General features: G+C 69.4%; 18 protein-coding genes. 9 read left to right on the plus strand and 9 right to left on the minus strand.

From position 1 onward, the window contains the following. The first annotated feature begins 71 nt into the window (after positions 1-71). Positions 72-2,060, plus strand: coding sequence for an APC family permease (locus A5780_RS22975; RefSeq protein WP_064909561.1), 1,989 nt, complete (start codon positions 72-74; stop codon positions 2,058-2,060). Next, the gene (locus tag A5780_RS22980; protein ID WP_231983057.1) at positions 2,057-3,451 is read left to right on the plus strand and encodes a class I SAM-dependent RNA methyltransferase; all 1,395 of its coding nucleotides are present in this window, start codon (positions 2,057-2,059) and stop codon (positions 3,449-3,451) included. The genes A5780_RS22975 and A5780_RS22980 overlap by 4 nt, the downstream gene beginning before the upstream one ends. A 115-nt stretch (positions 3,452-3,566) precedes the next feature. Here A5780_RS22980 and A5780_RS22985 read toward each other — a convergent pair whose 3' ends face one another. Further along, positions 3,567-4,304, minus strand: coding sequence for an SIMPL domain-containing protein (locus A5780_RS22985; RefSeq protein ID WP_082976663.1), 738 nt, complete (start codon positions 4,302-4,304; stop codon positions 3,567-3,569). A gap of 173 nt (positions 4,305-4,477) precedes the next feature. Here A5780_RS22985 and dxs point away from each other — a divergent pair, with 173 nt between their 5' ends. Next, a complete protein-coding gene (dxs, locus tag A5780_RS22990; protein ID WP_063019315.1) occupies positions 4,478-6,373 on the plus strand; it encodes a 1-deoxy-D-xylulose-5-phosphate synthase in 1,896 nt (631 codons plus the stop codon). A 43-nt stretch (positions 6,374-6,416) separates the two neighbouring features. After that, a complete protein-coding gene (locus A5780_RS22995) occupies positions 6,417-7,220 on the plus strand; it encodes an enoyl-CoA hydratase (RefSeq protein ID WP_030517206.1) in 804 nt (267 codons plus the stop codon). Here A5780_RS22995 and A5780_RS23000 read toward each other — a convergent pair. Together A5780_RS23000 and A5780_RS23005 are read right to left on the minus strand one after the other, a co-directional pair. Further along, a complete protein-coding gene (locus A5780_RS23000) occupies positions 7,208-8,524 on the minus strand; it encodes a ribonuclease D (protein ID WP_082976664.1) in 1,317 nt (438 codons plus the stop codon). The genes A5780_RS22995 and A5780_RS23000 overlap by 13 nt on opposite strands. 21 nt (positions 8,525-8,545) lie before the next feature. Beyond that, positions 8,546-9,184: a DUF3000 domain-containing protein gene (locus tag A5780_RS23005; RefSeq protein ID WP_082857462.1), complete on the minus strand. Its 639-nt coding sequence runs from the start codon at positions 9,182-9,184 to the stop codon at positions 8,546-8,548. Between the two features lie 119 nt (positions 9,185-9,303). Here A5780_RS23005 and hemE point away from each other — a divergent pair, with 119 nt between their 5' ends. The 3 genes from hemE to hemQ all read left to right on the plus strand — a co-directional run bounded on the left by hemE (position 9,304) and on the right by hemQ (position 12,858). Next, positions 9,304-10,371, plus strand: coding sequence for a uroporphyrinogen decarboxylase (hemE, locus tag A5780_RS23010; RefSeq protein WP_063019313.1), 1,068 nt, complete (start codon positions 9,304-9,306; stop codon positions 10,369-10,371). 152 nt (positions 10,372-10,523) lie between these two features. Continuing rightward, a complete protein-coding gene (locus A5780_RS23015) occupies positions 10,524-11,864 on the plus strand; it encodes a protoporphyrinogen oxidase (RefSeq protein WP_064909562.1) in 1,341 nt (446 codons plus the stop codon). 298 nt (positions 11,865-12,162) lie between these two features. Beyond that, complete coding sequence (gene hemQ, locus A5780_RS23020) at positions 12,163-12,858, plus strand: hydrogen peroxide-dependent heme synthase (protein WP_063019309.1); 696 nt, start codon at positions 12,163-12,165, stop codon at positions 12,856-12,858. Between the two features lie 208 nt (positions 12,859-13,066). Here the strand turns inward: hemQ and msrB are convergent, their stop codons facing one another. The 4 genes from msrB to A5780_RS23040 all read right to left on the minus strand — a co-directional run bounded on the left by msrB (position 13,067) and on the right by A5780_RS23040 (position 17,425). Further along, positions 13,067-13,522 carry a peptide-methionine (R)-S-oxide reductase MsrB gene (gene msrB / locus A5780_RS23025; RefSeq protein ID WP_064909563.1) on the minus strand — a complete coding sequence of 152 codons (456 nt, stop codon included), beginning with the start codon at positions 13,520-13,522 and terminating at the stop codon, positions 13,067-13,069. 57 nt (positions 13,523-13,579) lie between these two features. Further along, positions 13,580-14,917 (minus strand): glycosyltransferase family 87 protein, encoded by a 1,338-nt coding sequence (locus A5780_RS23030; protein WP_063910953.1) that lies wholly within the window; start codon positions 14,915-14,917, stop codon positions 13,580-13,582. 118 nt (positions 14,918-15,035) lie between these two features. After that, positions 15,036-16,601: an alpha/beta hydrolase gene (locus tag A5780_RS23035; protein ID WP_063019303.1), complete on the minus strand. Its 1,566-nt coding sequence runs from the start codon at positions 16,599-16,601 to the stop codon at positions 15,036-15,038. Positions 16,602-16,633: 32 nt separating this feature from the next. After that, the gene (locus A5780_RS23040; RefSeq protein WP_064909564.1) at positions 16,634-17,425 is read right to left on the minus strand and encodes a pyrimidine reductase family protein; all 792 of its coding nucleotides are present in this window, start codon (positions 17,423-17,425) and stop codon (positions 16,634-16,636) included. Between the two features lie 35 nt (positions 17,426-17,460). Here A5780_RS23040 and zapE point away from each other — a divergent pair, with 35 nt between their 5' ends. Both zapE and A5780_RS23050 read left to right on the plus strand, forming a co-directional pair. Further along, entirely contained in the window at positions 17,461-18,480 is a 1,020-nt protein-coding gene (gene zapE / locus A5780_RS23045; RefSeq protein ID WP_030517197.1) for a cell division protein ZapE, read from the plus strand. A gap of 81 nt (positions 18,481-18,561) precedes the next feature. Beyond that, on the plus strand, positions 18,562-19,368 hold the full coding sequence (locus A5780_RS23050; protein WP_064909565.1) for a tyrosine-protein phosphatase: 807 nt from the start codon (positions 18,562-18,564) through the stop codon (positions 19,366-19,368). 48 nt (positions 19,369-19,416) lie between these two features. On the opposite strand, the gene A5780_RS23055 is transcribed toward A5780_RS23050, so the two are convergent. Then, positions 19,417-19,953: a GNAT family N-acetyltransferase gene (locus tag A5780_RS23055; RefSeq protein ID WP_030517195.1), complete on the minus strand. Its 537-nt coding sequence runs from the start codon at positions 19,951-19,953 to the stop codon at positions 19,417-19,419. After that, positions 19,950-21,188 (minus strand): MFS transporter, encoded by a 1,239-nt coding sequence (locus A5780_RS23060; protein WP_063019326.1) that lies wholly within the window; start codon positions 21,186-21,188, stop codon positions 19,950-19,952. Before A5780_RS23060 ends, A5780_RS23055 begins: the two co-directional genes overlap by 4 nt. Positions 21,189-21,244 lie beyond the last annotated feature (56 nt).

A 21,244-nucleotide genomic window follows, 5' to 3' on the forward strand; every position in this document is an offset into this window, starting at 1 on the left:
ATCGGCCGGGACCGAAACGCGAGTGAACCGCCCGCTATGTCACATCCGGTCCTGCCCTTATGCTGTGCCGAGTGTCCAAGTTGACGACGGCCGTCAAGCGTATGGTGGTCGGCCGCCCTTTCCGTAGCGATTCCCTGGGACATACCCTGCTGCCCAAGCGGATCGCGCTGCCCGTCTTCGCCTCCGACGCGCTGTCGTCGGTGGCGTATGCGCCCGAGGAGATCTTCCTCGTGCTGTCCACGGCGGGTTTGTCCGCCTACGTCTACACGCCGTGGATCGGGCTGGCGGTCGCGACCGTGATGGCGGTCGTGGTCGCCAGTTATCGGCAGAATGTGCACGCCTATCCGTCCGGTGGCGGTGACTACGAGGTCGCGACGGTCAATCTCGGCCCGATGGCCGGGCTCACCGTCGGCAGTGCGTTGATGGTCGACTACGTCCTCACCGTCGCGGTGTCGATCTCCTCGGCGGCGTCGAACATCGGGTCCGCGGTGCCGTTCGTGTCCACCCACAAAGTGCTGTTCGCGGTGGCGGCGATCGTTCTGCTGACCGCCATGAATCTGCGCGGCGTGCGCGAATCGGGGACCACGTTCTCGATTCCCACCTACGGCTTCATGATCGGGATCTTCCTGATGCTGGCCTGGGGAGCGGTACGGATCTTCGTCTTCGGCGACGACCTGCACGCCGAATCCTCCGGATTCGGTCTCAACGGCAACGAGTCGCATCTGCAGGGCATCGCCTTCACCTTCCTGATCGCGCGCGCGTTCTCCTCCGGATGTGCGGCGCTGACCGGTGTGGAGGCGATCAGCAACGGCGTGCCCGCGTTCCGCAAGCCGAAATCCCGCAATGCCGCCACGACACTGCTGATGCTGGGTGTCATCGCCGTCACCCTGCTGATGGGCATCATCCTGATGGCGCGCAAGCTCGGTGTCGTCTTCGCGGCGAACTCGTCCGATCTGGTCGGGGCGCCGGCCGGCTATGAACAGAAGACGCTGGTCGCTCAGCTGGCGCACACGATCTTCGACGGTTTCCCGCTCGGCTTCTTCTACATCACCATCGTCACCGCGCTGATCCTGGTGCTGGCCGCGAACACCGCCTTCAACGGCTTCCCGGTGCTCGGCTCGATCCTGGCGCAGGACCGGTTCCTGCCCCGGCAGCTGCACACCCGTGGCGACCGGCTGGCGTTCAGCAACGGCATCCTGTTCCTGTCCGGCGCCGCGATCGCGTTCGTGGTCCTGTTCGGCGCCGAGGTGACGCGGCTGATCCAGCTCTACATCGTCGGTGTGTTCGTCTCGTTCGTGCTGAGCCAGACCGGCATGCTGCGGCACTGGACGCGGCTGTTGCGTACCGAAACCGATCCGGCGGTGCGCCGGCGGATGCTGCGCTCACGCGTCATCAACGCCATCGGCCTGACCATGACCGGCGCCGTGCTGATCATCGTGCTCATCACAAAATTCCTCGCCGGCGCCTGGATCGCGATCGTCACCATGGCCGCGATCTTCGGCCTGATGCGGCTGATCCGCCGCCACTACGACACCGTCGGGCGCGAGCTCGAGGAGCAGGAATTCACCGGGGTGCTGCCCAGCCGCACCCATTCGATCGTGCTGGTGTCGAAACTGCATCTGCCGACGCGGCGCGCGCTCGCCTACGCCCGGGCCACCCGCCCGGACACGCTGGAGGCGGTCACCGTCAACGTCGACGAACCCGACACCCGGGCGCTGGTGCGGGAGTGGGCCGACAGCGATATTCCGGTGCCGCTCAAGGTGATCGAATCGCCCTACCGCGAAATCACCAAGCCGGTGGTGGATTACGTGAAGCGGGTGCGCAAGGATTCGCCGCGCGATGTGGTGACGGTCTTCATCCCCGAATACGTGGTCGGCCACTGGTGGGAGCAGTTGCTGCACAACCAGAGTGCGCTGCGGCTCAAGGGCCGGTTGCTGTTCGAGCCGGGCGTGATGGTGACGAGCGTGCCGTGGCAGCTGAGTTCGTCGGCCAAGGCACTCCGCCCCGAAGTGGTCAACGCCCCGGGCTCGGTTCGCCGCGGTTACGAGGATCGTTCGTGAGTGCCGGGCCGGACTGGTCCGGACGCACCCTGCAGGTGCGGCTGGGACCACCCGGCCACGGTGGTTTCTGCGTCGCCCGGCACGAGGGCCGGGTGCTCTTCGTCCGGCACGGTCTGCCCGGGGAACTGGTGCGTGCCCGGGTGACCGAGGACCGCGGCGGCTCGTTCTGCCGCGCCGAGGCGATCGACATTCTGGAGGCGTCGCCGGACCGCGTGGCGCCGAATTGCCCGGTCTCGGGTCCCGGCGGCGCCGGCTGCTGCGATTTCGCCTTCGCCACCCCGCAGGCGCAGCGTGCCCTGAAGGCGTCGGTCGTCCGCGAGCAGTTGCGGCGGCTCGCGCACTGGGAGACCGACATCGTCGTGGAGACGCTCCCGGTGCGCGAGACCGGTCTCGGATCCGAGGCGGGTGGTGCGGGACGCTCCCGCGGGCCGGCGGCCGGGTCCGAACCGGATGCCGATCACCGGCTCCGCGAGGATGCGACCGTGGTCGTCCCCGGCGGCGAGGCGCCCGAGGTGGGGTGGCGCACTCGGGTGCGATTGGTTGTCGATGCCGAGGGCCGTGCCGGCGTACATCGGTATCGCAGCAGTGACGTGATCACGGATTTGCGCTGCCCCCAACCTGTTTCGGGCGCGATGGACGGCATCGCCGACCGCGCGTGGACTCCCGGCGCCGAATTGGTGATCGCCGTCGACGCGGACGGCCTGCGCCATATCGTGGAACTCGCGCCGCCGGCCGCACCCCCGCGGCGTGGCGGCGATCGCCGCGCGACCGCCGCGCGCCGTGCCGCCGCGCATGCGCGGCGCGCGGAGCGCGTGGTGTCCGGCAGCGGACGGGCGGTGCAGTATGTGGCCGGCCGCCGCTGGGAGGTCTCCGCGACCGGCTTCTGGCAGCCGCATCGCGATGCGGCGCAACGCTATTCGGATGTGGTGGCCGAGTGGGCCGACCTCGCTCCGGGCGCCACCGCATGGGATCTGTACTGCGGCGCCGGTGTCTTCGCCGCGCGCCTGGCCGAGCAGACCGGTCCCGGCGGATCCGTGCTCGGCGTCGAATCGGCGCGCTCGGCGGTGGCCGACGGCACCGCCGCCCTGCGCGACCTGCCCGCCGTCGACCTGCGCTCCGATCGGGTCGAACGCTGGATCGCCGCCCAGGAGCGCGCCCCCGAGGTCGTCGTCCTCGATCCGCCGCGTGCGGGCGCCGGGAAACAGGTCATCACCCCGCTCGCCGCCGCCGCGCCCGCGCGCATCGTCCACATCGGTTGCGATCCAGCGGCCTTCGCTCGAGACGTGGGACTCTACCGGGAGGCGGGTTACCGAGTACGCCAGCTGCGCGCCTTCGATGCCTTCCCCGCGACGCATCACGTGGAGTGCCTGGCGCTGTTCGAACGGGCGTAGACAGCGGCGGCGTCGACGAGGTCGGCCGGTGATCCCGTCGGACAGGCGTCGCGGGCGTAGGTAACGGGGGAGCTGTCGGAGACGGCGACCTACTGCCGGCGAGATCTGTTGCGGTTCAACTCAACTGCCAGGTCGCCCGCAGATCCGCGGTGACCTCGTGCTCACCGTATTCGACCGGAACCGGGGCGCCCGGGGCCGCTGATCGAGCGGCTACGAAACGGATATCGCCGCGGGGTTCCGGTGTCGCCGCGGCGTTTTCGGTGATCTCCAGCACCGGTCCGAGCGCGCGTTCGGCGCGGACCGCGTAGCGGCGGGCGCGGTCGAGGGCGTCGTCCCACGCCGCTTCCCGGGCGCGGATCAGCAGGTCGGCGCGGTCGGCGACGGTGAGGTTCAGCCCGCCCAAGCGGACATCGTCGCCCCCCGCCTCCACGGCCCGGGCGATCACGGCCGCGGGATCGGCAGCCGCGGGATCGGCAGCTGCGTCAGCGGCGGCGGGATCGGCCGGGATGCGCAGGTTCACCGTCAGCGATGTGGTCGCCACGTACCCGGTGATGCGTGTGCCCTCGTTCTCGGTCCACGTCGTCTCGGTCCGCACGGACAATCCGGTGGTGGCGATATCGCTCGCGGCGACGCCGTCGGCGCGCAGGGCGCCGGTGACCGCTGCGGTGCGTTCACCGGCCCGGCCGTAGGCCGCCGCCACCGCCTCGGCGCGCGTTTCGATCGAGATCGATACCTGCATCCGATCGGGCGTCGCCGTGGCCACCCCGTGACCGAACGTCGTGACGGTGGCGGGACGGGAAATATCGGCTCGCTGCTGCCCTGAAATATCGGCTCGCTGCTGCTCGGCGGTCATATCGTCCTTCCTGCGGGCGGGACGGGCAGTCACCCACTGTAATGCGGTTGATCTATGTCGAGCCTCACACCGATATCGGATGTCGCAGCTCGCCGGTCGTTCCCGTCGTCGGGGCCCGACGCGGCTCCGTAGACTGTTCGAAACAGATGAGCCACGGAGAGGGAGCGAGAACGGTGGGAGTTCTTTCCCGGGTCGATACGCCCGAGGACCTGCGCCGGCTGACGGTGCCGCAGCTGCGCGAGCTGGCCGAGGAGATTCGGGAGTTCCTGGTCCGCAAAGTAGCGGTCACCGGCGGTCATCTGGGCCCGAATCTGGGGGTGGTGGAATTGACCATCGCCCTGCACCGGGTCTTCGACTCCCCGGCCGACCCGATCATCTTCGACACCGGCCACCAGGCCTACGTGCACAAGATCCTCACCGGCCGCAAGGACAAATTCGATCGGCTGCGCAAACAGGGCGGCCTGTCGGGCTACCCGAGCCGCGCCGAGAGCGAGCACGACTGGGTGGAGTCCTCGCACGCCTCGGCCTCGCTGTCCTATGCCGACGGTCTGGCCAAGGCCTTCGCGCTGACCGGGCAGGATCGCCACGTGGTCGCCGTCGTCGGTGACGGTGCGCTCACCGGCGGCATGTGCTGGGAGGCGTTGAACAATATCGCCGCGGGCCCGGATCGGTCGCTGATCATCGTGGTCAACGACAACGGCCGCTCGTATTCGCCGACCATCGGCGGATTGGCCGACCGGTTGACCGCGCTGCGCATGCAACCGGCCTACGAGCAGGCGCTCGACGCCACCAAGCGGTTCGTCCAGGGCATTCCGCGCGTCGGCAGCTCGGCCTATTCGATGCTGCACGCGCTCAAGGCCGGCATCAAGGACGCGGTCGCCCCGCAGGAGCTGTTCAGCGATCTCGGGCTCAAGTACGTCGGCCCGGTGGACGGGCACGATCCGGTGGCGCTCGAGGCCGCGCTGCGCCGCGCCAAGGATTTCGGCGGCCCGGTCGTGGTGCACGCGGTGACGCTCAAGGGCCGCGGATATCAGCCCGCGGTCGACCACGTCGCCGACCAGATGCATTCCATCGGCGCCATCGACCCCGAGACCGGACAGCCGACCGGCGGCAAGACCGTCGGATGGACATCGGTGTTCTCCGAGGAACTGATCCGCCACGGTGAACAGCGCGACGATATCGTCGCCCTCACCGCCGCCATGTCGGGTCCGACCGGGCTCGCGCCGTTCGGTGAGCGGTTCCCCGACCGGCTGTTCGATGTGGGTATCGCCGAACAGCATGCGATGACCTCCGCCGCCGGCCTGGCGCTGGGTGGTCTGCATCCGGTGGTGGCGATCTACTCGACCTTCCTCAACCGCGCGTTCGACCAGCTGCTGATGGATGTGGCGCTGCTGAAGCTGCCGGTGACCCTGGTGCTGGACCGCGCCGGCATCACCGGTGACGACGGGGCCAGCCACAACGGCATGTGGGATCTGTCGGTGCTGGGCATCGTGCCCGGCATCCGCGTCGCCGCCCCGCGCGATGCGGTGACCCTGCGCGAGGAACTGGCCGAGGCGCTGGCCGTCGCCGACGGGCCGACCGCCCTGCGTTTCCCGAAAGGTCCTGTCGTCGAGGAGGTTTCGGCGCTGGAACGGCTCGACGGTGTCGACGTGCTGCGGATGCCGGAAGGCTCCTCGGCGCAGGCGGTGCGCGGTGACGTCCTCCTGGTGGCGGTCGGCGCGCTCGGCGCCACCGCGGTCGCCGCGGCGGATCTGCTGGCGGATCGCGGGATTTCGGTGACGGTGGTGGATCCGCGCTGGGTGCTGCCGGTCTCCGACACCATCGTCAAACTGGCCGAGAACTATCGCATGGTGGTCACCGTCGAGGACGGCGGCCTGCACGGCGGTATCGGATGCACCGTCTCCGCGCGGCTGCGCGATTCCGGACTCGACGTGCCGACCCGCGAACTCGGCGTGCCGCAGCAGTTCCTGGAGCACAGCTCGCGCGCCCAGATCCATCAGGAGCTGGGCCTGACGGCCGAGAACATCGCCGAGCGCGTTACCCGGTGGCTGACCGGTGGTGCGGTGTAGATTCTGAAACCGGTTACAGTTTTCGTCGCCGGTAGGAGTCTGCATGTCGTTCGTGCTCGTCGAGAAGCCTCGCCCGCAGATCGCGCTGGTCACCCTGAACCGGCCCGAACGCATGAACGCCATGGCGTTCGACGTCATGATCCCGCTGCGGGAGACACTCGAGTCCGTGGCCGCCGACAACGAGGTCCGCGTCGTCGTGCTCACCGGCGCGGGCCACGGGTTCTGCTCCGGCGCCGATCTGCAGGGCGCCGGCCGGGTCCCGAATATCGAGGGCCTCACCCGCACCACCGTGGCGCGCCGTTCCATGGATCTGCTCGACAATGTGATGACCACACTGCGGCGCATGCATCAGCCGGTGATCGCGGCGATCAACGGGGCCGCGATCGGCGGTGGGTTCTGCCTGAGTATGGCCACCGATATCCGCATCGCATCGGAGCAGGCCTATTTCCGTGCCGCCGGCATCAACAACGGACTGACCTCCGCCGAACTCGGCATCAGCTATCTGTTGCCGCGCGCGATCGGCGCCTCCCGCGCCTTCGAGATCATGCTGTCCGGCCGTGACATCGACGCCGCCGAGGCCGAGCGGATCGGCCTGGTCTCCCGCACGGTCGCCGCCGACAAACTTCTCGACACGTGTTACGAACTGGCCGAACGCATCATCGGCTACAGCCGGGTCGGCACCGAGCTCACCAAGCGCATGCTGTGGAGCGGGATGGAGGCCGGCAGCCTGGAGTCACATATGCAGCACGAAGGTACGGCGCAACTGTACGTGCGGCTGACCACCGAGAATTTCGACGAGGCCATCCGCGCGCGCCGCGACCGGCGCACACCGGTCTACGAGGACTGAGCCGGCTCCGGGAACAGCGCCGCGGCCAGCTCGGGAACCGCCAGTTCGCGCTGCCAGGTCCGGGCGCCCCCGGCCTCGAGATATTTGTCGATCACGGCCGCGGGGTCCGACGGCGTTGCGCCGGTGCGGAATTCGGGCAGCCCGTCCCAGCACAGCCGGCGCAACAGATCGGGAGTCAGCAGATTCTCCACCGGCACAGCCTGTCGTTCCGACAGTCCGTTCATCGCCGCCCGGGCGGCGGCCAGGCGAGCCGCCGCGACCGGATCGCGGCGCTCCCAGCGATTGACCGGCGGCGGACCGTCGAACGGCTGCGACATCGGCGGCAACTCCGAATCCGGCAGCGCGCGAGCACGTTCCACCGCGGTGAGCCATTCCCGTGAATATCTGCGCTGCCGCGGACCACCGAACACCGGCAGGGCGCGCAACTGCGGCACCGTCTTCGGATCCGCCTGTGCCGCGGCGATGATCGCCGAATCCGGCAGAATCCGCGCCGGGGCCACATCGCGATGACGCGCGATACCGTCACGCGCCGTCCACAATTCGCGGACGGTCGCGAGCTGCCGCGCCCGCCGCAGCGTGTGGATGCCCGAGGTGCGCCGCCAGCGATCCGGCTTCGGCGGCGCGGGCCGGGCGGTGCGCACATGGTCGAATTCCTGTGCGGCCCAATCGGATTTACCCTGATCGCTCAGCGCTGCCGCGACCTCGTCGCGCAATTCGACCAGCAGTTCCACGTCCAGGGCCGCGTAGTTGAGCCAGTCCTGCGGCAGCGGCCGGGTCGACCAGTCGGCCGCGCCGTGTCCCTTGCGCAGTTCCCGGCCCAGCAGCCGCGCCACCATAGCGGCCAATCCGACCCGCTCGAATCCGGCCAACCGGCCACCCAGTTCGGTGTCGAACAGCCGGGCCGGTCGCAGCCCCAGTTCGGCCAGGCACGGCAGGTCCTGGTCGGCGGAGTGCAGTACCCATTCCAGGTCGTTGATCACCGCCGCCAAGGCGTCCACCGCGGCCGGATCCGGAATCGGGTCGATGAGGAAGGTCCCGCTGCCGCGCCGGCGCAATTGGATCAGATAGGCCCGGTTGGAATAGCGGAATCCGGAGGCGCGTTCGGCGTCGACGGCCAGCGGGCCGGAACCGGCGGCCAGCGCGGCGGCCGCTTCCGCGATCTCACGAGCGGAATCGAGAACCGGAGGAATGCCGTCGGCCGGGGCGAGCAGAGGAACCACGCTGTCCGCGTCCTGCTGCGCGGGCTGGTGCTGCGATGCGGGTGATGTCCTCGAGATGGTGTCGGACTCGTCGGCTTCGGGCATAGCCCGAACTCTACGTGTCGCTCAGAACTGGTCGTCGGCAATCTGCGGATGCGGCCGCAAATGGGTGATGCCGGCCGGGGGCAGTCCCGCCGCGTAGGCCAGCACCTCGCAGAACGCCTCGACATGCGGGGCCAGCTGGGGTGAGCCGACCGTCCACGAGGCACGCAACTCCAGCTGATAGGCGCGCGGTGGCCCGGCGATATCGCCGTAGCGGACCGAACTCGTGGAGGTCACCGTGCCGCCGAGCGCCGTGAACTCCTCGCCGCGCGATTCCAGGGCGTCGACCAGCCAGCTCCAGGCGACCTCCGGCAGCAGCGGATCGCCCGCCAAGGCCGCGTCGATATCGGCCTGGATGTAGGCCACCAATCGGAAAACGCCGTGCCAGGCCTCGTGCCCGTTCGGGTCGTGCAGCAGGATCAGGCGGCCGAAGGCGTCGTCGTCGGAATCGACCGGGATGACATTGGTGTCGGGATGCTTGACCTCGGCTCCGATGGCGTACGAAAAGGGTGCCAGGCGTTGTGGGGGCCGGATCGGTGCGAGCTCGATCCGAGGATGGACGGATGCGGTGCCCATCGCATCGACCGCGGCGCGAAACTGGGCTGGTTCGCTGTCAGGGCCCGGGGTCGGTGCGGCGCCGTCGCGGAAGTCGAGCGGTGTCACGACTGTGAACGGTAGACCTCTCCGGTGTCCGGCACGCGGAGGCGCGCCGCTACGGGCGCTGTGACCGGGCGTGGACGGCCGCGCGGGTAGGCGCCCGGCGGCGGCATACGATAGCGGGGATGAGCACACCAACCCGCCGCCGCTTGCCCGATGCGCCCTTCCTCGCCGCCGCCACCGGCGCCGGACCCGGCCGCCGTCCCGTCTGGTTCATGCGGCAGGCCGGACGGTCCCTGCCCGAGTACCGCGAACTCCGCGCGGGCATCGGGATGCTGGAGTCGTGTTTCGATCCGGAGCTGGTGTGCGAGATCACGCTGCAGCCGATCCGCCGCCACGGTGTGGACGCGGCAATCCTGTTCTCCGACATCGTCGTTCCGCTCAAGGCGGCCGGCATCGAGCTCGATATCGTGCCCGGCGTGGGGCCGGTGATCGCGAATCCGGTGCGCTCGGTCGACGATGTGCGCGCGCTGCCGCGGCTGCGCCGCGAGGAGGTCGGCGCGATCACCGACGGTGTGCGGCTGTTGCTCGACGAACTCGGCGAGACGCCGCTCATCGGATTCGCCGGTGCCCCTTTCACTCTCGCGTCCTATCTGGTGGAGGGCGGCCCCAGCCGCAACCACGAACGGACCAAGGCGCTGATGCTCGGCGACCCGCAGACCTGGCACGCGCTGCTCGGTGTGCTCACCGATATCACCGTGGAATTCCTGCGCGCCCAGATCGCGGCCGGGGTGGACGCGGTGCAATTGTTCGACTCGTGGGCGGGCGCGTTGTCGCTGGCGCAGTACCGGGAATTCGTTCTGCCGCATTCGGAACGGGTTTTCGCCGAGATCGGGGAAGCCGGTGTGCCGCGCATCCACTTCGGGGTCGGCACGGGTGAACTGCTGGGTGCGATGGGGGAGGCCGGAGCCGATGTCGTCGGCGTCGATTGGCGGGTGCCGCTGACTGCCGCCGCGCGCCGCGTCGGGCCGGGAAAAGCCTTGCAGGGCAATCTCGATCCGGCCGTCCTGTTCGCGGGCAGCTCGGTCGTCGAGCGTGAGATCCGCCGCATCGCCCACGAGGCGGACGAGGCGATCACCCTCGGCGCCACCGGTCATATCTTCAACCTGGGCCACGGCGTGCTGCCCGACACCGACCCCGGCGCCATCACCGCGGCGGTCGAACTGATCCACAGCCTGCCCACGCCGCTGTAAGCCCTAATCGTCGCCAGTGGTGCGGCGGACTCACGCACGTGGAACCGTGAGCGTGGCATCGAGGCGGTACCTGGGCACCCCTCGCGAGGCGAGTACGTTGCAGGGGTGCGGTAGCGTCGCGCGCCGGCGCGGGGACGAGTTGAGGAGCAGCTATGCGGGTCGTGGTGGTCGGGGGCGGGATCAGTGGTCTGGTCGCGGCGTATCGGCTGCGAGTGGCCCTCGGCTCGGAGCTCGAACTGGTGCTGGTGGAGCGGCGCGACCGGGTCGGTGGCATTCTGCACACCGGTAAGCTGGCAGGGGAGCCGGTGGATCTGGGTGCGGAGGCGTTCGTGGGCCGACGGCCCGAAATCCCGGCGCTGCTCGCGGAATTGGGGCTGACCGAGCAGCTGGTGCATCCGGCCGGGCGGCGACCGCTGATCTGGTCCGGTGCCAGCGCCCACCCCCTGCCCGAAGGCACGCTGATGGGCATTCCCACCGGGCCCGATGCCGTGGCCGGCCTGGTGGACGCCGAGACGCTCGACCGGATCGCCGCCGAGCCCGGCCGGCCGCTGCGCTGGGAACGTGGCGGTGACGTGTCGGTCGCCGAGCTGGTCGGCGACCGTTTTGGTGCGCAGGTGGTGCAACGCAGTGTCGATCCGCTGCTGGGCGGGGTGTATGCCGGGCGTGCGGAGTCGATCGGCGTGCGCGCGGCGCTGCCGACCCTGGCCGCCGCCCTCGACGCCGGCGCCCCGAATCTCACCCGGGCGGTCGCCGACGCCCTGCCGCCGCCGTCCACCGCCCCGGTTTTCGGCGGCCTGCGCGACGGATATCGGGCGCTGCTCGACGCCCTGCGCGAGGCCGCCGCGCCGAAGGTCGAAACCGATACGGCCGCAACGGGTCTGGCGCGTACGGCCACCGGATGGCGGATCGATCCGGTCGGCGAGGCCGACGCGGTGATTCTCGCCACCCCGGCGCCCGTCACCGCCGAGTTGCTGCGGTCGGTGGCTCCGGAAGCAGCCGCGGCCGCGGCCGGTATCGAACTGTCCTCATCCGCCGTGGTCGCCCTGGGCCTGCCGGCCGACACCCCACTGCCCGACAATTCCGGCATTCTGGTCGCCACCGGAGAACCGTTGCGCGCCAAGGCCTTTACCCTCTCCAGCCGCAAATGGCCGCATCTGGCCGAGCGCGACGTGGCGCTGGTACGCGCCTCGTTCGGCCGCTTCGGTGACGACACCCCGCTGAGCTGGTCGGACGACGATCTCGTCGCGGCCGCCGTGGCCGACCTCTCCACCGTGACCGGTCTCGCGATCCACCCCGAAACGGCCCTGGTGCAACGCTGGCGCGGCGGCCTCCCGCAGTACGCGCCCGGCCACACCACTCGGATCACCGAACTGGAATCGGCGGTTGCCGCACTGCCCGGCCTCGCGATCGCCGGAGCGTACCTGCACGGCGTCGGCGTCCCGGCCTGTGCCGCCTCGGGAACCGCTGCGGCGCAACGCATTCTGACCCGATGATCGATTCGTAGTGGACGATCGGGTTCGCTCCGGTCGGCGGCGGCGCACAGCAATGCCGGTGCCGAGTGACCAGCCGACTGTCCGTGCAGAACTCGATCGGCCCGCATCGGCCCGGGAAGACCGGCCTGCGAGCCCACGGCCTTGCCTCGCCGATTCCGGGCCGTCGACGCGCATCGAACGGGTGGCGGACAACCGATGTCGGCCGACCGCGTGCGGGCGCCTGTACGCGAAGCGACCGTGCCGAACAACACGGGTGCGGGCGTTCTGCTGGACACCGCCCAGTGGCACGATGGAGGCTATGGCGCGACTCGATTACCAAGCTCTCAATTCGACCATCCGGTATCTGATGTTCTCGGTGTTCCAGGTCAAACCCGGAGTGCTGGGGGATCAGCGCGACACCGTGGTCAAGCAGGCGCGGGAATTCTTCGACTCGCTCGAGGAGCGTGGCGTCGTGGTCCGCGGCCTCTACGACGTGGCGGGGCTGCGCGCCGACGCCGATTTCATGATCTGGTGGCATGCCGAGCGGATCGAGGATGTGCAGGCCGCCTACGCCGATTTCCGCCGCACCACCGATCTGGGGCGCGCGAGCACGCCGGTGTGGAGCAACGCCGCCCTGCATCGCCCCGCGGAGTTCAACAAGAGCCACATCCCGGCCTTCCTGGCCGGGGAGGAACCGGGCAACTACATCTGCGTCTACCCGTTCGTGCGCTCCTACGACTGGTACCTGCTGCCCGACGAGGAGCGTCGTCGCATGCTCGCCGACCACGGCAAGCAGGCCCGCGCCTATCCGGACGTGCGGGCCAACACCGTGGCCTCGTTCGCCCTCGGCGACTACGAGTGGATTCTCGCCTTCGAGGCCCCGGAACTGCACCGCATCGTCGACCTGATGCGCGATCTGCGCGCCACCGACGCCCGCAACCACGTGCGCGAGGAGATTCCGTTCTTCAGCGGCCCGCGCGTGGATGTCGAGCAGTTGGTCAACGCCCTGCCCTGAGCCTCGACGCCCTGCCCTGAGCCTCGAAAACACCGTCCTGAGCGGCGCGATCCGCCGGTGCCCCCGGAATTCGGGGCGTGCCGGGATGCGGCCGGGCCCGTAGGGTCTTCCCGTCAGCTCGGTCGCGCGCCTGCTCGGCGCGCGATCCGCAGCGGTCGGCGGATCGCATCCGGCACGCTCGGGCGGTGAGTTTCAACCGGCGCCGCGATCAGCCCGCCGCGTCGTCCGAGGGGTGCAGGCGCAGCGCGATCGAGTTGATGCAATACCGCTTGTCGGTCGGGGTCGCATAACCCTCGCCCTCGAAGACGTGCCCGAGGTGGCTGTGGCAGTTGGCGCACAGCACCTCGACCCGGCGCATCCCCAGCGAGTCGTCGGCCCGCAGAATCACCGCATCGGAATCGGCCGGATCGAAGAACGACGGCCACCCGCAGTGCGAATGGAACTTCTCGGTGCTGCGGAACAATTCGGCGCCGCAGGCCCGGCACGTGTAGACGCCGGTGGTTTCGGTATCGGTGTATTCACCGGTGAAGGCGCGTTCGGTGCCCGCTTCGCGCAGCACCGCGTACTCCTGCGGGGTCAGCCGCGCCCGCCACTGCTGCGGGCTCAGCTCGATCTTGGGTGCCGGAAGCGATGAAGTCGCGGGCGAACCATCCTGTGAGCTCATGACGCGAGTCTAGTGGCGTCGCGCGACCATTCTCGGGCCGCGACCGATCACCGCAGGTCAGCGCAGCGCACCGGCCTCCGGCTGCGCTGTCGGTTCCATGGTGTCGTCGTCGGGCAGCGGTTCGTGGCGATCGATGCGCGGCGCCGGATCGGCAGTCGCGGCCGGGGCCTTGGTGGTCGTCTCGGGCAACAGGAACGCCGGTTCGATCCCCGAATCCAGCCGGCCCTCGCGCCGCGCCGCGAGATACCGGTCGCCGAGGACGCAGAACGTCACGATCAGCAGCAGTGCCCAGCCGAAGGTGACGCGCAGGTACTCGAGCGCCCGCCCGGTGCTCTGCCAGTGGTCGAGCAGCCATTTGTCGTAGGTCATGAACCCGAAGATCGCCAGCCAGGCCGGCCAGTTGCGCAGCACCGAATTGCGCAGCACCACCGTCATGAGGAACGGGAACAGCATCATCGAGTAGTACTGCTGTCCCAGACCCGACAGCAGCCAGGACGCGATCAGGATGATGCCCGCGGTGGTGCAGACGAAGAACAGTTCGTCCTCGCGGCAGTACCGGTACAGCAGCCACAGCGAGATCAGCACCAGCACACCGAGCACGATGCGCATACTCCAGGTCAGCCATACCGGCAGTCCGTAGTACTCGGCATTGCCCGCGATCGCGCTGTTGAAGTAGTCGCGCGATTTGAGCAGATAGGGCAGCGTGCGGTGGACGAAGTCCATCGGATCCTTGGTCAGCGGCCACGCGACCGCCATCAGCACCACCGGCACGCCGATCGCGGTGATGAACACCTGCCATTGGCGGCGCGCCAGCGGTATCAGCAGCATCGGCGCCAGCGTCGGTTTGACCGCGATCGTGAGTCCCATGACCAGCCCGGCCAGCAGATCGCGTCGCTGCAGCAGCAGGTGGATGAACAGCACCTCGGCCAGCAGCAGGCACCCGTTGACATTACCGAAACCCAGTGTGTTGATGACGGTTTCGGAGGCGAACATCAGCAACAGCAGCAGCGGCGCGGCCACCGATTTCGTCGAGAACTTGAACAGCCGCAGCAGCAGATACCAGGCCAGGATGATCGCCACCGCGTTGAGCGCGATGAAGCACCAGCGCGATTTCTCCGGGTCGATCAGCGCGAGCGGCGCGATCAGCAGGGTGCCGCTGGGCGGGTACAGGTAGTGCGGGTCGACCAGGTCGAAGTTCTCGCCGTAGATGGCGCGTCCGTTGAGGAAGGCCAGCGACGCCTTGTAGACCGGCGCGAAATCGTCGGTGATGGAGAAGTTGGTCCCTTTGACGATGACCTGATGCAGCACTGTGAGGATCGCAAACGGCCACAGTGCGAAGTTGAACACTTCGGCGGTGGTGCGAGCGGTGCGCGGCTCGAGCTGACGAAGGAACACTGGGGCACGGTACACCGGAAACCTGCGCGCTGGTTGCGCGGACCCGCCGTCGGGCGTGCCGGTGACCGCTTTTGCCGGGTGTGCGCCCGGCCACTTCGTGCGTGGCCGCACGATAACCTCAGGCCGGGCAGGCGGTGCCGTCGGCGGGCAGGGTGCCGTCCTTCAGATAGCCGGCGATGTTCTGCTGCGCGCAGCCCGAGTGGGTGAACACCGGATGCCCCCAGCCCTGCCACTGCACGGTGGAGGTGCGCGCGCCCGCCGCACCCAGCGCGCCGGTGACCGAGGATCGCCCGTCGCCGCCGACGACGGGATCGGCGGCCGTACCCAGCACCAGCACCGGCAGGGTGAACTTGTCCGGCAGTCGCGGCGCCTGCGTCACCGGCCACGCCGAACATTCCATCAGTCCGGTCGCCGCCGTCTTACCGAAGGCGGGATACTTGGCAGCCCATTCGATCTCGAGCTGCTTGGCGCGGTCGGGGGTGGCGGGCTGCTGGTTGTCGCTGCAGCGGGAGACGAATTGCCCGTCGGCTCCCACCGCTGCCGCCTCCCGGGTGACCAGAGCCTGCAAAGGCCCCTGATCGCCGCGTCCGGCCGCAGAGAGCGCATCGGCCAGTTCGGTGGTGCGGGAGGCCTGATCCGCGCGTGGGTCGCCGAGGAACGCGGTGATCGTGGTGGTCAGCGCCGATGCCGACAGGGCGCCGAGTTGTCCCGCTCCCGCCCGGTTGATCAGATCGGTGATCGCGGCCCGCGGATCCGTGCCCAGTGAGCATCCGAGATCGGCGCAGCGGCGGGCGAATCCGGTCAGCGCCGCCTCGGCGCCCTTCACCTGCTGTTCGGTGCGCGTCACCGCATCGGTGTTCGCCGGTTCCGGCGAATCGAGCACCAGCCGGGCCAGCCGGTCGCCGAATTTGGCGGCATAGCTCAGCGCCACGCGCGCGCCGTTTCCGGTGCCCAGCAGATCGATGTGGTCGACCTGCCACTGCTTGCGCAGCTGTTCGATGTCGTCGGCGGCGTGCGGGGCGTCGAAGGTGCCCTGATAGGGCTGCAGGAAGTCTTGGCAGGCGACGGTGGCGTTCTGGCTCAGTGTCGCCACCGCATCCACCCGGTCGCCGCCACCGGGGGCGAACTGGCCGTTGTCGGCCAGCCCCTGCCGGGTGTCGTCGGGCAGGCAGTCGATCGGCTGGGAGCTGCCGATACCGCGTCGATCCACCCCGACCACCGGCCGGCTCGCCAGAATCGCCGCGCCCGGCCCGGAGACCAGACCGGCAACGGTCGCGGTGGAGGATCGATCGCCGCCGGAGGTCACTACCAGCGGTGCCGCGTCGGCGGGCGTCTGCGGCGTGCGCGCGCGGACCGCGGCGATGCGGAAGGTGCCCAGGACCGTGCCGCCGGAATCGATCGGCGCCGAGAACTCCGCGCAGTCGAAACTCACCCCGGCCGGCGGCGCCCCGGTGCCCAGCGAGCTGAAGGTCGGTGCCGCGCAATCGTGCCAGGCCAGATCAGTTTTGGGAACCTGCGCCTGAGGTGGCGCCGCCGGCGCGGCGCTGGTGCTGGTGGCCGGGCCCGAGCCGCCGTGCGGTTGTTCCACCGCCACGCCCGGTCGCTGCGACGGCCCGGCACCACAGGCGGTGGTCAGCAGAACCGTCAGCGACGATGCCAGCAGAGCGGCGCGAGTCCAACGCATGCGCTACAGCCTGCCAGGTCCGGCGCGCCGTTTCAGCCTTGGGTGCGGCTGCGCTCCCAGCGCGTCAGCACCGTGCCGTCGTCGTCGATCAATGCGTGGCGCAGGCTCATCGGGGTCGGCAAGGCATTGGGCGACACCGCGATTCGGCCCGCCGTGCCGCCGACCAGCAGCGGTGAGACGGTCAGGCACAATTCGTCGACCGCGCCCGCGCCGATCAGTTCGCCGAACAGCGACGGGCCGCCCTCGCACAGCACCCGCAGCAGTCCGCGCTCGCCCAGCACCCGGCGGATGTCGGCGGCGGTGACGGTGCTCTGCCCGGCCTCGATCACCTCTGCGCCGGTCTCGGCGAGCAGGCGTTTGCGTTCGCCGTCGGCCGCGGCGGTGGTGAGGATCATCGGCGGGCGCTGGGTGTCGGTGAACAGCCGGCACGCCGGATCCAGCGCCGCGCTCGCCGTCACCACCGCGACCGGCGGCGGCGCCCCGTCGCGCGCCCCGCCCAGCCCGTGGTGGTGCAGGCGCATGCGCCGCCGGGAATCGGTGCGCGCACCGCCGTAGTTCTCCACGCGCGCGGTCCCGGCGCCGACGACGATCACGTCGGCCAGATCGCGCAGGATGGCGAAGACGGTGGCGTCGGCGGGCCGGCCCAGGGCGCCGGAGCGGTCGTCGACGGTGACCGCGCCGTCGAGGCTGGCGATGAAGTTGACCCGGATCCACGGCCGTTCCAGGGCCGCCGGATAGGTGTAGAGCTGAACCAGGTCGGTGATCTCGCCGGCACCGCCGGTGGTCAGTGCTGTGAACTGGATCGCATCGGGGACACGCTGCATAAGGTCCGATCACACCACGTCAGTACGCTACGAGCGTGCAACAACGCCTCGTCGATCGTCATCCGGAGGTTCCGGCCGATCAACTCATCGCCCAGATGGTGCCGCCGCCCACGTTCGACGAGGTGAGTTTTGCCTCCTACATTCCCGATCCCAAGGAGCCGAGCCAGGCCGCGGCCGTGCGCGCGGCCGAGGATTTCGCCGCGCGGGTGGGCAAGATTCATGCCGCCGCCGGTAAGAAGTCACTGTTCGGGAAGAAGAAGCGGGTCGACGGCGCCGGGCTGTATCTCGACGGCGGATTCGGTGTCGGCAAGACGCACCTGCTGGCCTCGATCTTCCATGCCTCCCCGGGGCCGAAGTCGTTCGGCACCTTCGGTGAGGTGACGAATCTCGTGGGCGCCCTGGGCTTCACGAACGCGGTGGAACGTCTGGGCGGCAACAGCGTGCTGTGCATCGACGAATTCGAACTCGACGATCCGGGCGACACCATGCTGGTGTCGCGACTGCTCACCGAACTGACCGCGCGCGGCGTGTCGGTGGCGGCGACCTCGAACACGCTGCCCGATCAGCTCGGTGAGGGCCGGTTCGCCGCCCAGGACTTCCTGCGCGAGATCCGCAAGCTGGGTTCGCTGTTCGACACCGTCCGCGTCGACGGCCCCGACTACCGCCACCGCGATCTGCCGCCGGCGCCGGAACCCACCGATCCGGCGCTGCTGTCGGAAAAGGCCGCGGCCACAACGAATTCCACGCTGGACGACTTCGACGCACTGCTCACGCACCTGAGCACGCTGCATCCGTCGAAGTACGGTTCGCTGATCGCCGGGGTGTCGGCGGTCTACATCTCGGCGGTGCACACCATCACCGATCAGGCGGTGGCGCTGCGGATGGTGGTGCTGGCCGACCGGCTCTACGACGCCGGGACGCCGGTCACCGTGTCGGGCGCGCCGCTGGACAAGATCTTCTCCGAGGAGATGCTCGGCGGCGGCTACCGCAAGAAGTATCTGCGCGCGATCTCGCGCCTGCTGGCGCTGTCGCGATTCGAGGTCCCGGCGGGCTGATCCCGGTTCGTACAGCGTACTGTCGGGAGGCGAATTTCCTACCATGGACGACTGTCCAGTTTCCCTCTGAACGGAGCTGACATGGCCCATCGTTCGATTCGCCTCGCCGCCACCGTCGCCGTCGGCGCTCTCATCGCGGCCGGTCCGGCGCTGGGTGTCGCGGTTGCCGCCGACCCGCCCCCGGCCCCCTCGTCGGTCTCGGTGCACACCGAAGACCGGTCGCTGCGGCTGGCCAGTGTGCAGAACGCGCGCGATATCGGCGGATACCGCACCACCGACGGCCACGTCGTCGAGACCGGCCTGGTGTTCCGCACCGCGGACCTGAGCAGATTGTCCGACGCGGATGCCGCCGCGCTGTCCGCGCGCGGGCTGCGGGTCGTCGACGATCTGCGCACGAGCTACGAACGCGCGCTGGGGCCGGATCGGGTACCGGTCGGTGCAACGCTGAACATTCGCGATGTGATCGGGCAGGCCCCGCCCCAGGTCATGGCCTCGACGCTGAGCGCGGGCAGCGACCTGTATCGCGCGTTCATCACGGCTCCCGGTGCGAGCGGGGCGTTCGCCGGTGTCCTGCACGACATCGCCGGCAGCGACGGTTCGGTGCTGTTCCACTGCTCGGCCGGGAAGGATCGTACCGGCTGGACCGCGGCTGTCCTGCTGACGATCCTCGGCGTGGACCGCGAGACCGTGAACTACGACTTCCTGCTGTCGAACTACTACCGCGACGCCGCCGAGGGCGACGCGGTCGACGGAGTGCTGCAGTCGGCCCTGGATTCCGCCTTCGATCAGGTGAATCAGAGCTACGGCAGTTTCGACAACTACGTGCACGACGGACTGAAGCTGACCGACGGCGATATCGCGGCGTTGAAGGCGAAACTGCTCGCCTGACCGGCGGTTTCGACGGGCGGGCCGAATCCGGTTGCGGAACAGCCGGATTCACACCTGCCGTTGCATCACGAAGTCGTGGCATACCTGATTGCCGACGGTGAAGGTCTTGGTGCCGACGCGGCGGAAACCGTGCTTGCCGTAGAAGCGCTGGGCCCGCTCGTTGCGCTGGTTGACACCGAGCCAGACCACCGAATATCCGCCGCGGCGAGCGTAATCCACCACCGCGTCCATCAGGGCGGTCGAGACGCCACTGCCGTGGTGGCCGGGCATCACGTACATCTTGCTGATCTCGAGCGCGGGGCGGGCCGCGATCATGGCGGCGACCGCGGGATCGACCGGTTCACCGGAGATCAGCATGGTGTAGCCGACGATCTCGCCGCCGACGACGGCCTTGAGCACGATCCGCTGCGGATCGCTCAGATACTCGCCGAACCGTTCGCCGGACAGCACCTCGGTGATGAAGGTGTCGATGTTCTCCTCGGTCAACTCCGGCGGGCACGCCAGGGGAAACGTCGCGGTCGCGACGTCGCTCAATTCCTCCGCGTCCCAGATCCCGGCGCGGTCGACGACGACTTGCTCGGTCATGGGTCCAGTACAACATGTCCGGAACGGGTCGACGACAGCTCGCCGGGCGCCGGGCGCGGCCGGAAGAAACGCGCGGTGGCGATCAGGACGACGGCGAACAGCAGCGGGATCACGAACCCGGTCCGCAAACTCGACGCATCGGCGACGGCCCCGACCACGCCGCCACCGATCAGCGTGCCCGCGTAGTTGAACAGATTGAGCCGGGCGATCACCGCGTCCAGTCCGCGGCCTTCGGTCAGCCGCCCGGCCTCGCTGAAGCACAGCGGTGCGATCACGGGCAGGCCCAGGCCCGCGATGAGGAATCCGGCCAGTGCCGTGGCCGGTCCGGGCGCGGCCACGACCAGTGCCAGGCCGAGCACGCCGATCCCGGCGGCCACCCGGACCACCGCCCGTGCGCCGTATCGGCGCACCCACCAGTCGCCGCTGAGCCGGGTGAGCAGCGAGGCGCCCTGGTAGGCGGCCAGCGCCAGGGCCGCCGTCGCCGACGAGGACAGCAGATCGTCGGTGAGATACAGCGCGGACCAGTTGCCCACCGCCAGATCGATGGCGAACACCAGCGCCACCGCGATTCCCAACGCGAGATATGCCCGCAGGGCAACGGCCGCAACGGTTTCGGGCGCCCGGCCCGGTTCGGCGGGCTGGGCCTCGGCCTGGCCGGCGCCGAGCAGCCGCGGCCCGAACACCAGACTTGCCACCGCGACCACCGCGGCGGCGACGGTGACCGCGTACGGCAGGGTGATTCCGACCTTCTGGCAGCCCGAGACGAACAATGCGCCCAGAATCGACCCGGCACTCCACGCGGCGTAGAACGACGACAGCACGAACCGCCCGTATCCGTGCTGAATGAACACCGCCTGCATATTCGTGCCCGCGTCGACCATGCCGACCGCGACGCCATAACAACCGAGCGCGATCAGCGCCACCACGATGTTCGGCGCGATCGCGATCGCCAGTCCGGTCACCGCGATCAGCGCGAGCCCGGCCCGCAGCGCCACCCGGCTCGACCAGTGCACCGCCACCCGCTCGGCCAGCAAACTGCCGCCGGCGGCCAGCCCGGAGATCATCACGACCGCGACCAGGATGACGGTGTCGGTGAGCCCGAGTCGATCCCGCTGCTGCGGCAGTTCGGTGAGGACGACCGCGAGGAAGAAGCCCTGCAGCGCGAAGGCCACCGAATTGGCGGTGCGGGCGGCCCGCAGCGTGGTCGATACAGGAATGTATCCGCGGTCGAACATCTGCGCAGCCTAATGGGTGAAAGCCCGGAGGCGGTAGCGGAGCGCCCGAGCCGCGC

The organism is Nocardia sp. 852002-20019_SCH5090214, assembly GCF_001665865.1.
GTDB classification, from domain to species: Bacteria; Actinomycetota; Actinomycetes; order Mycobacteriales; family Mycobacteriaceae; genus Nocardia; species Nocardia nova.

Coding starts and splice junctions, on each gene's coding strand:
- hemE (WP_063019313.1), top strand. CDS start 9,304: ATGAGCACACCAACCCGCCGCCGCTTGCCCGATGCGCCCTTCCTCGCC.
- A5780_RS23040 (WP_064909564.1), bottom strand. CDS start 17,425: ATGCAGCGTGTCCCCGATGCGATCCAGTTCACAGCACTGACCACCGGC.
- A5780_RS22985 (WP_082976663.1), bottom strand. CDS start 4,304: ATGACCGCCGAGCAGCAGCGAGCCGATATTTCAGGGCAGCAGCGAGCC.
- hemQ (WP_063019309.1), top strand. CDS start 12,163: ATGGCGCGACTCGATTACCAAGCTCTCAATTCGACCATCCGGTATCTG.
- msrB (WP_064909563.1), bottom strand. CDS start 13,522: ATGAGCTCACAGGATGGTTCGCCCGCGACTTCATCGCTTCCGGCACCC.
- A5780_RS23055 (WP_030517195.1), bottom strand. CDS start 19,953: ATGACCGAGCAAGTCGTCGTCGACCGCGCCGGGATCTGGGACGCGGAG.
- A5780_RS23060 (WP_063019326.1), bottom strand. CDS start 21,188: ATGTTCGACCGCGGATACATTCCTGTATCGACCACGCTGCGGGCCGCC.
- A5780_RS23050 (WP_064909565.1), top strand. CDS start 18,562: ATGGCCCATCGTTCGATTCGCCTCGCCGCCACCGTCGCCGTCGGCGCT.
- A5780_RS23015 (WP_064909562.1), top strand. CDS start 10,524: ATGCGGGTCGTGGTGGTCGGGGGCGGGATCAGTGGTCTGGTCGCGGCG.
- A5780_RS23000 (WP_082976664.1), bottom strand. CDS start 8,524: ATGCCCGAAGCCGACGAGTCCGACACCATCTCGAGGACATCACCCGCA.
- A5780_RS22995 (WP_030517206.1), top strand. CDS start 6,417: ATGTCGTTCGTGCTCGTCGAGAAGCCTCGCCCGCAGATCGCGCTGGTC.
- A5780_RS23035 (WP_063019303.1), bottom strand. CDS start 16,601: ATGCGTTGGACTCGCGCCGCTCTGCTGGCATCGTCGCTGACGGTTCTG.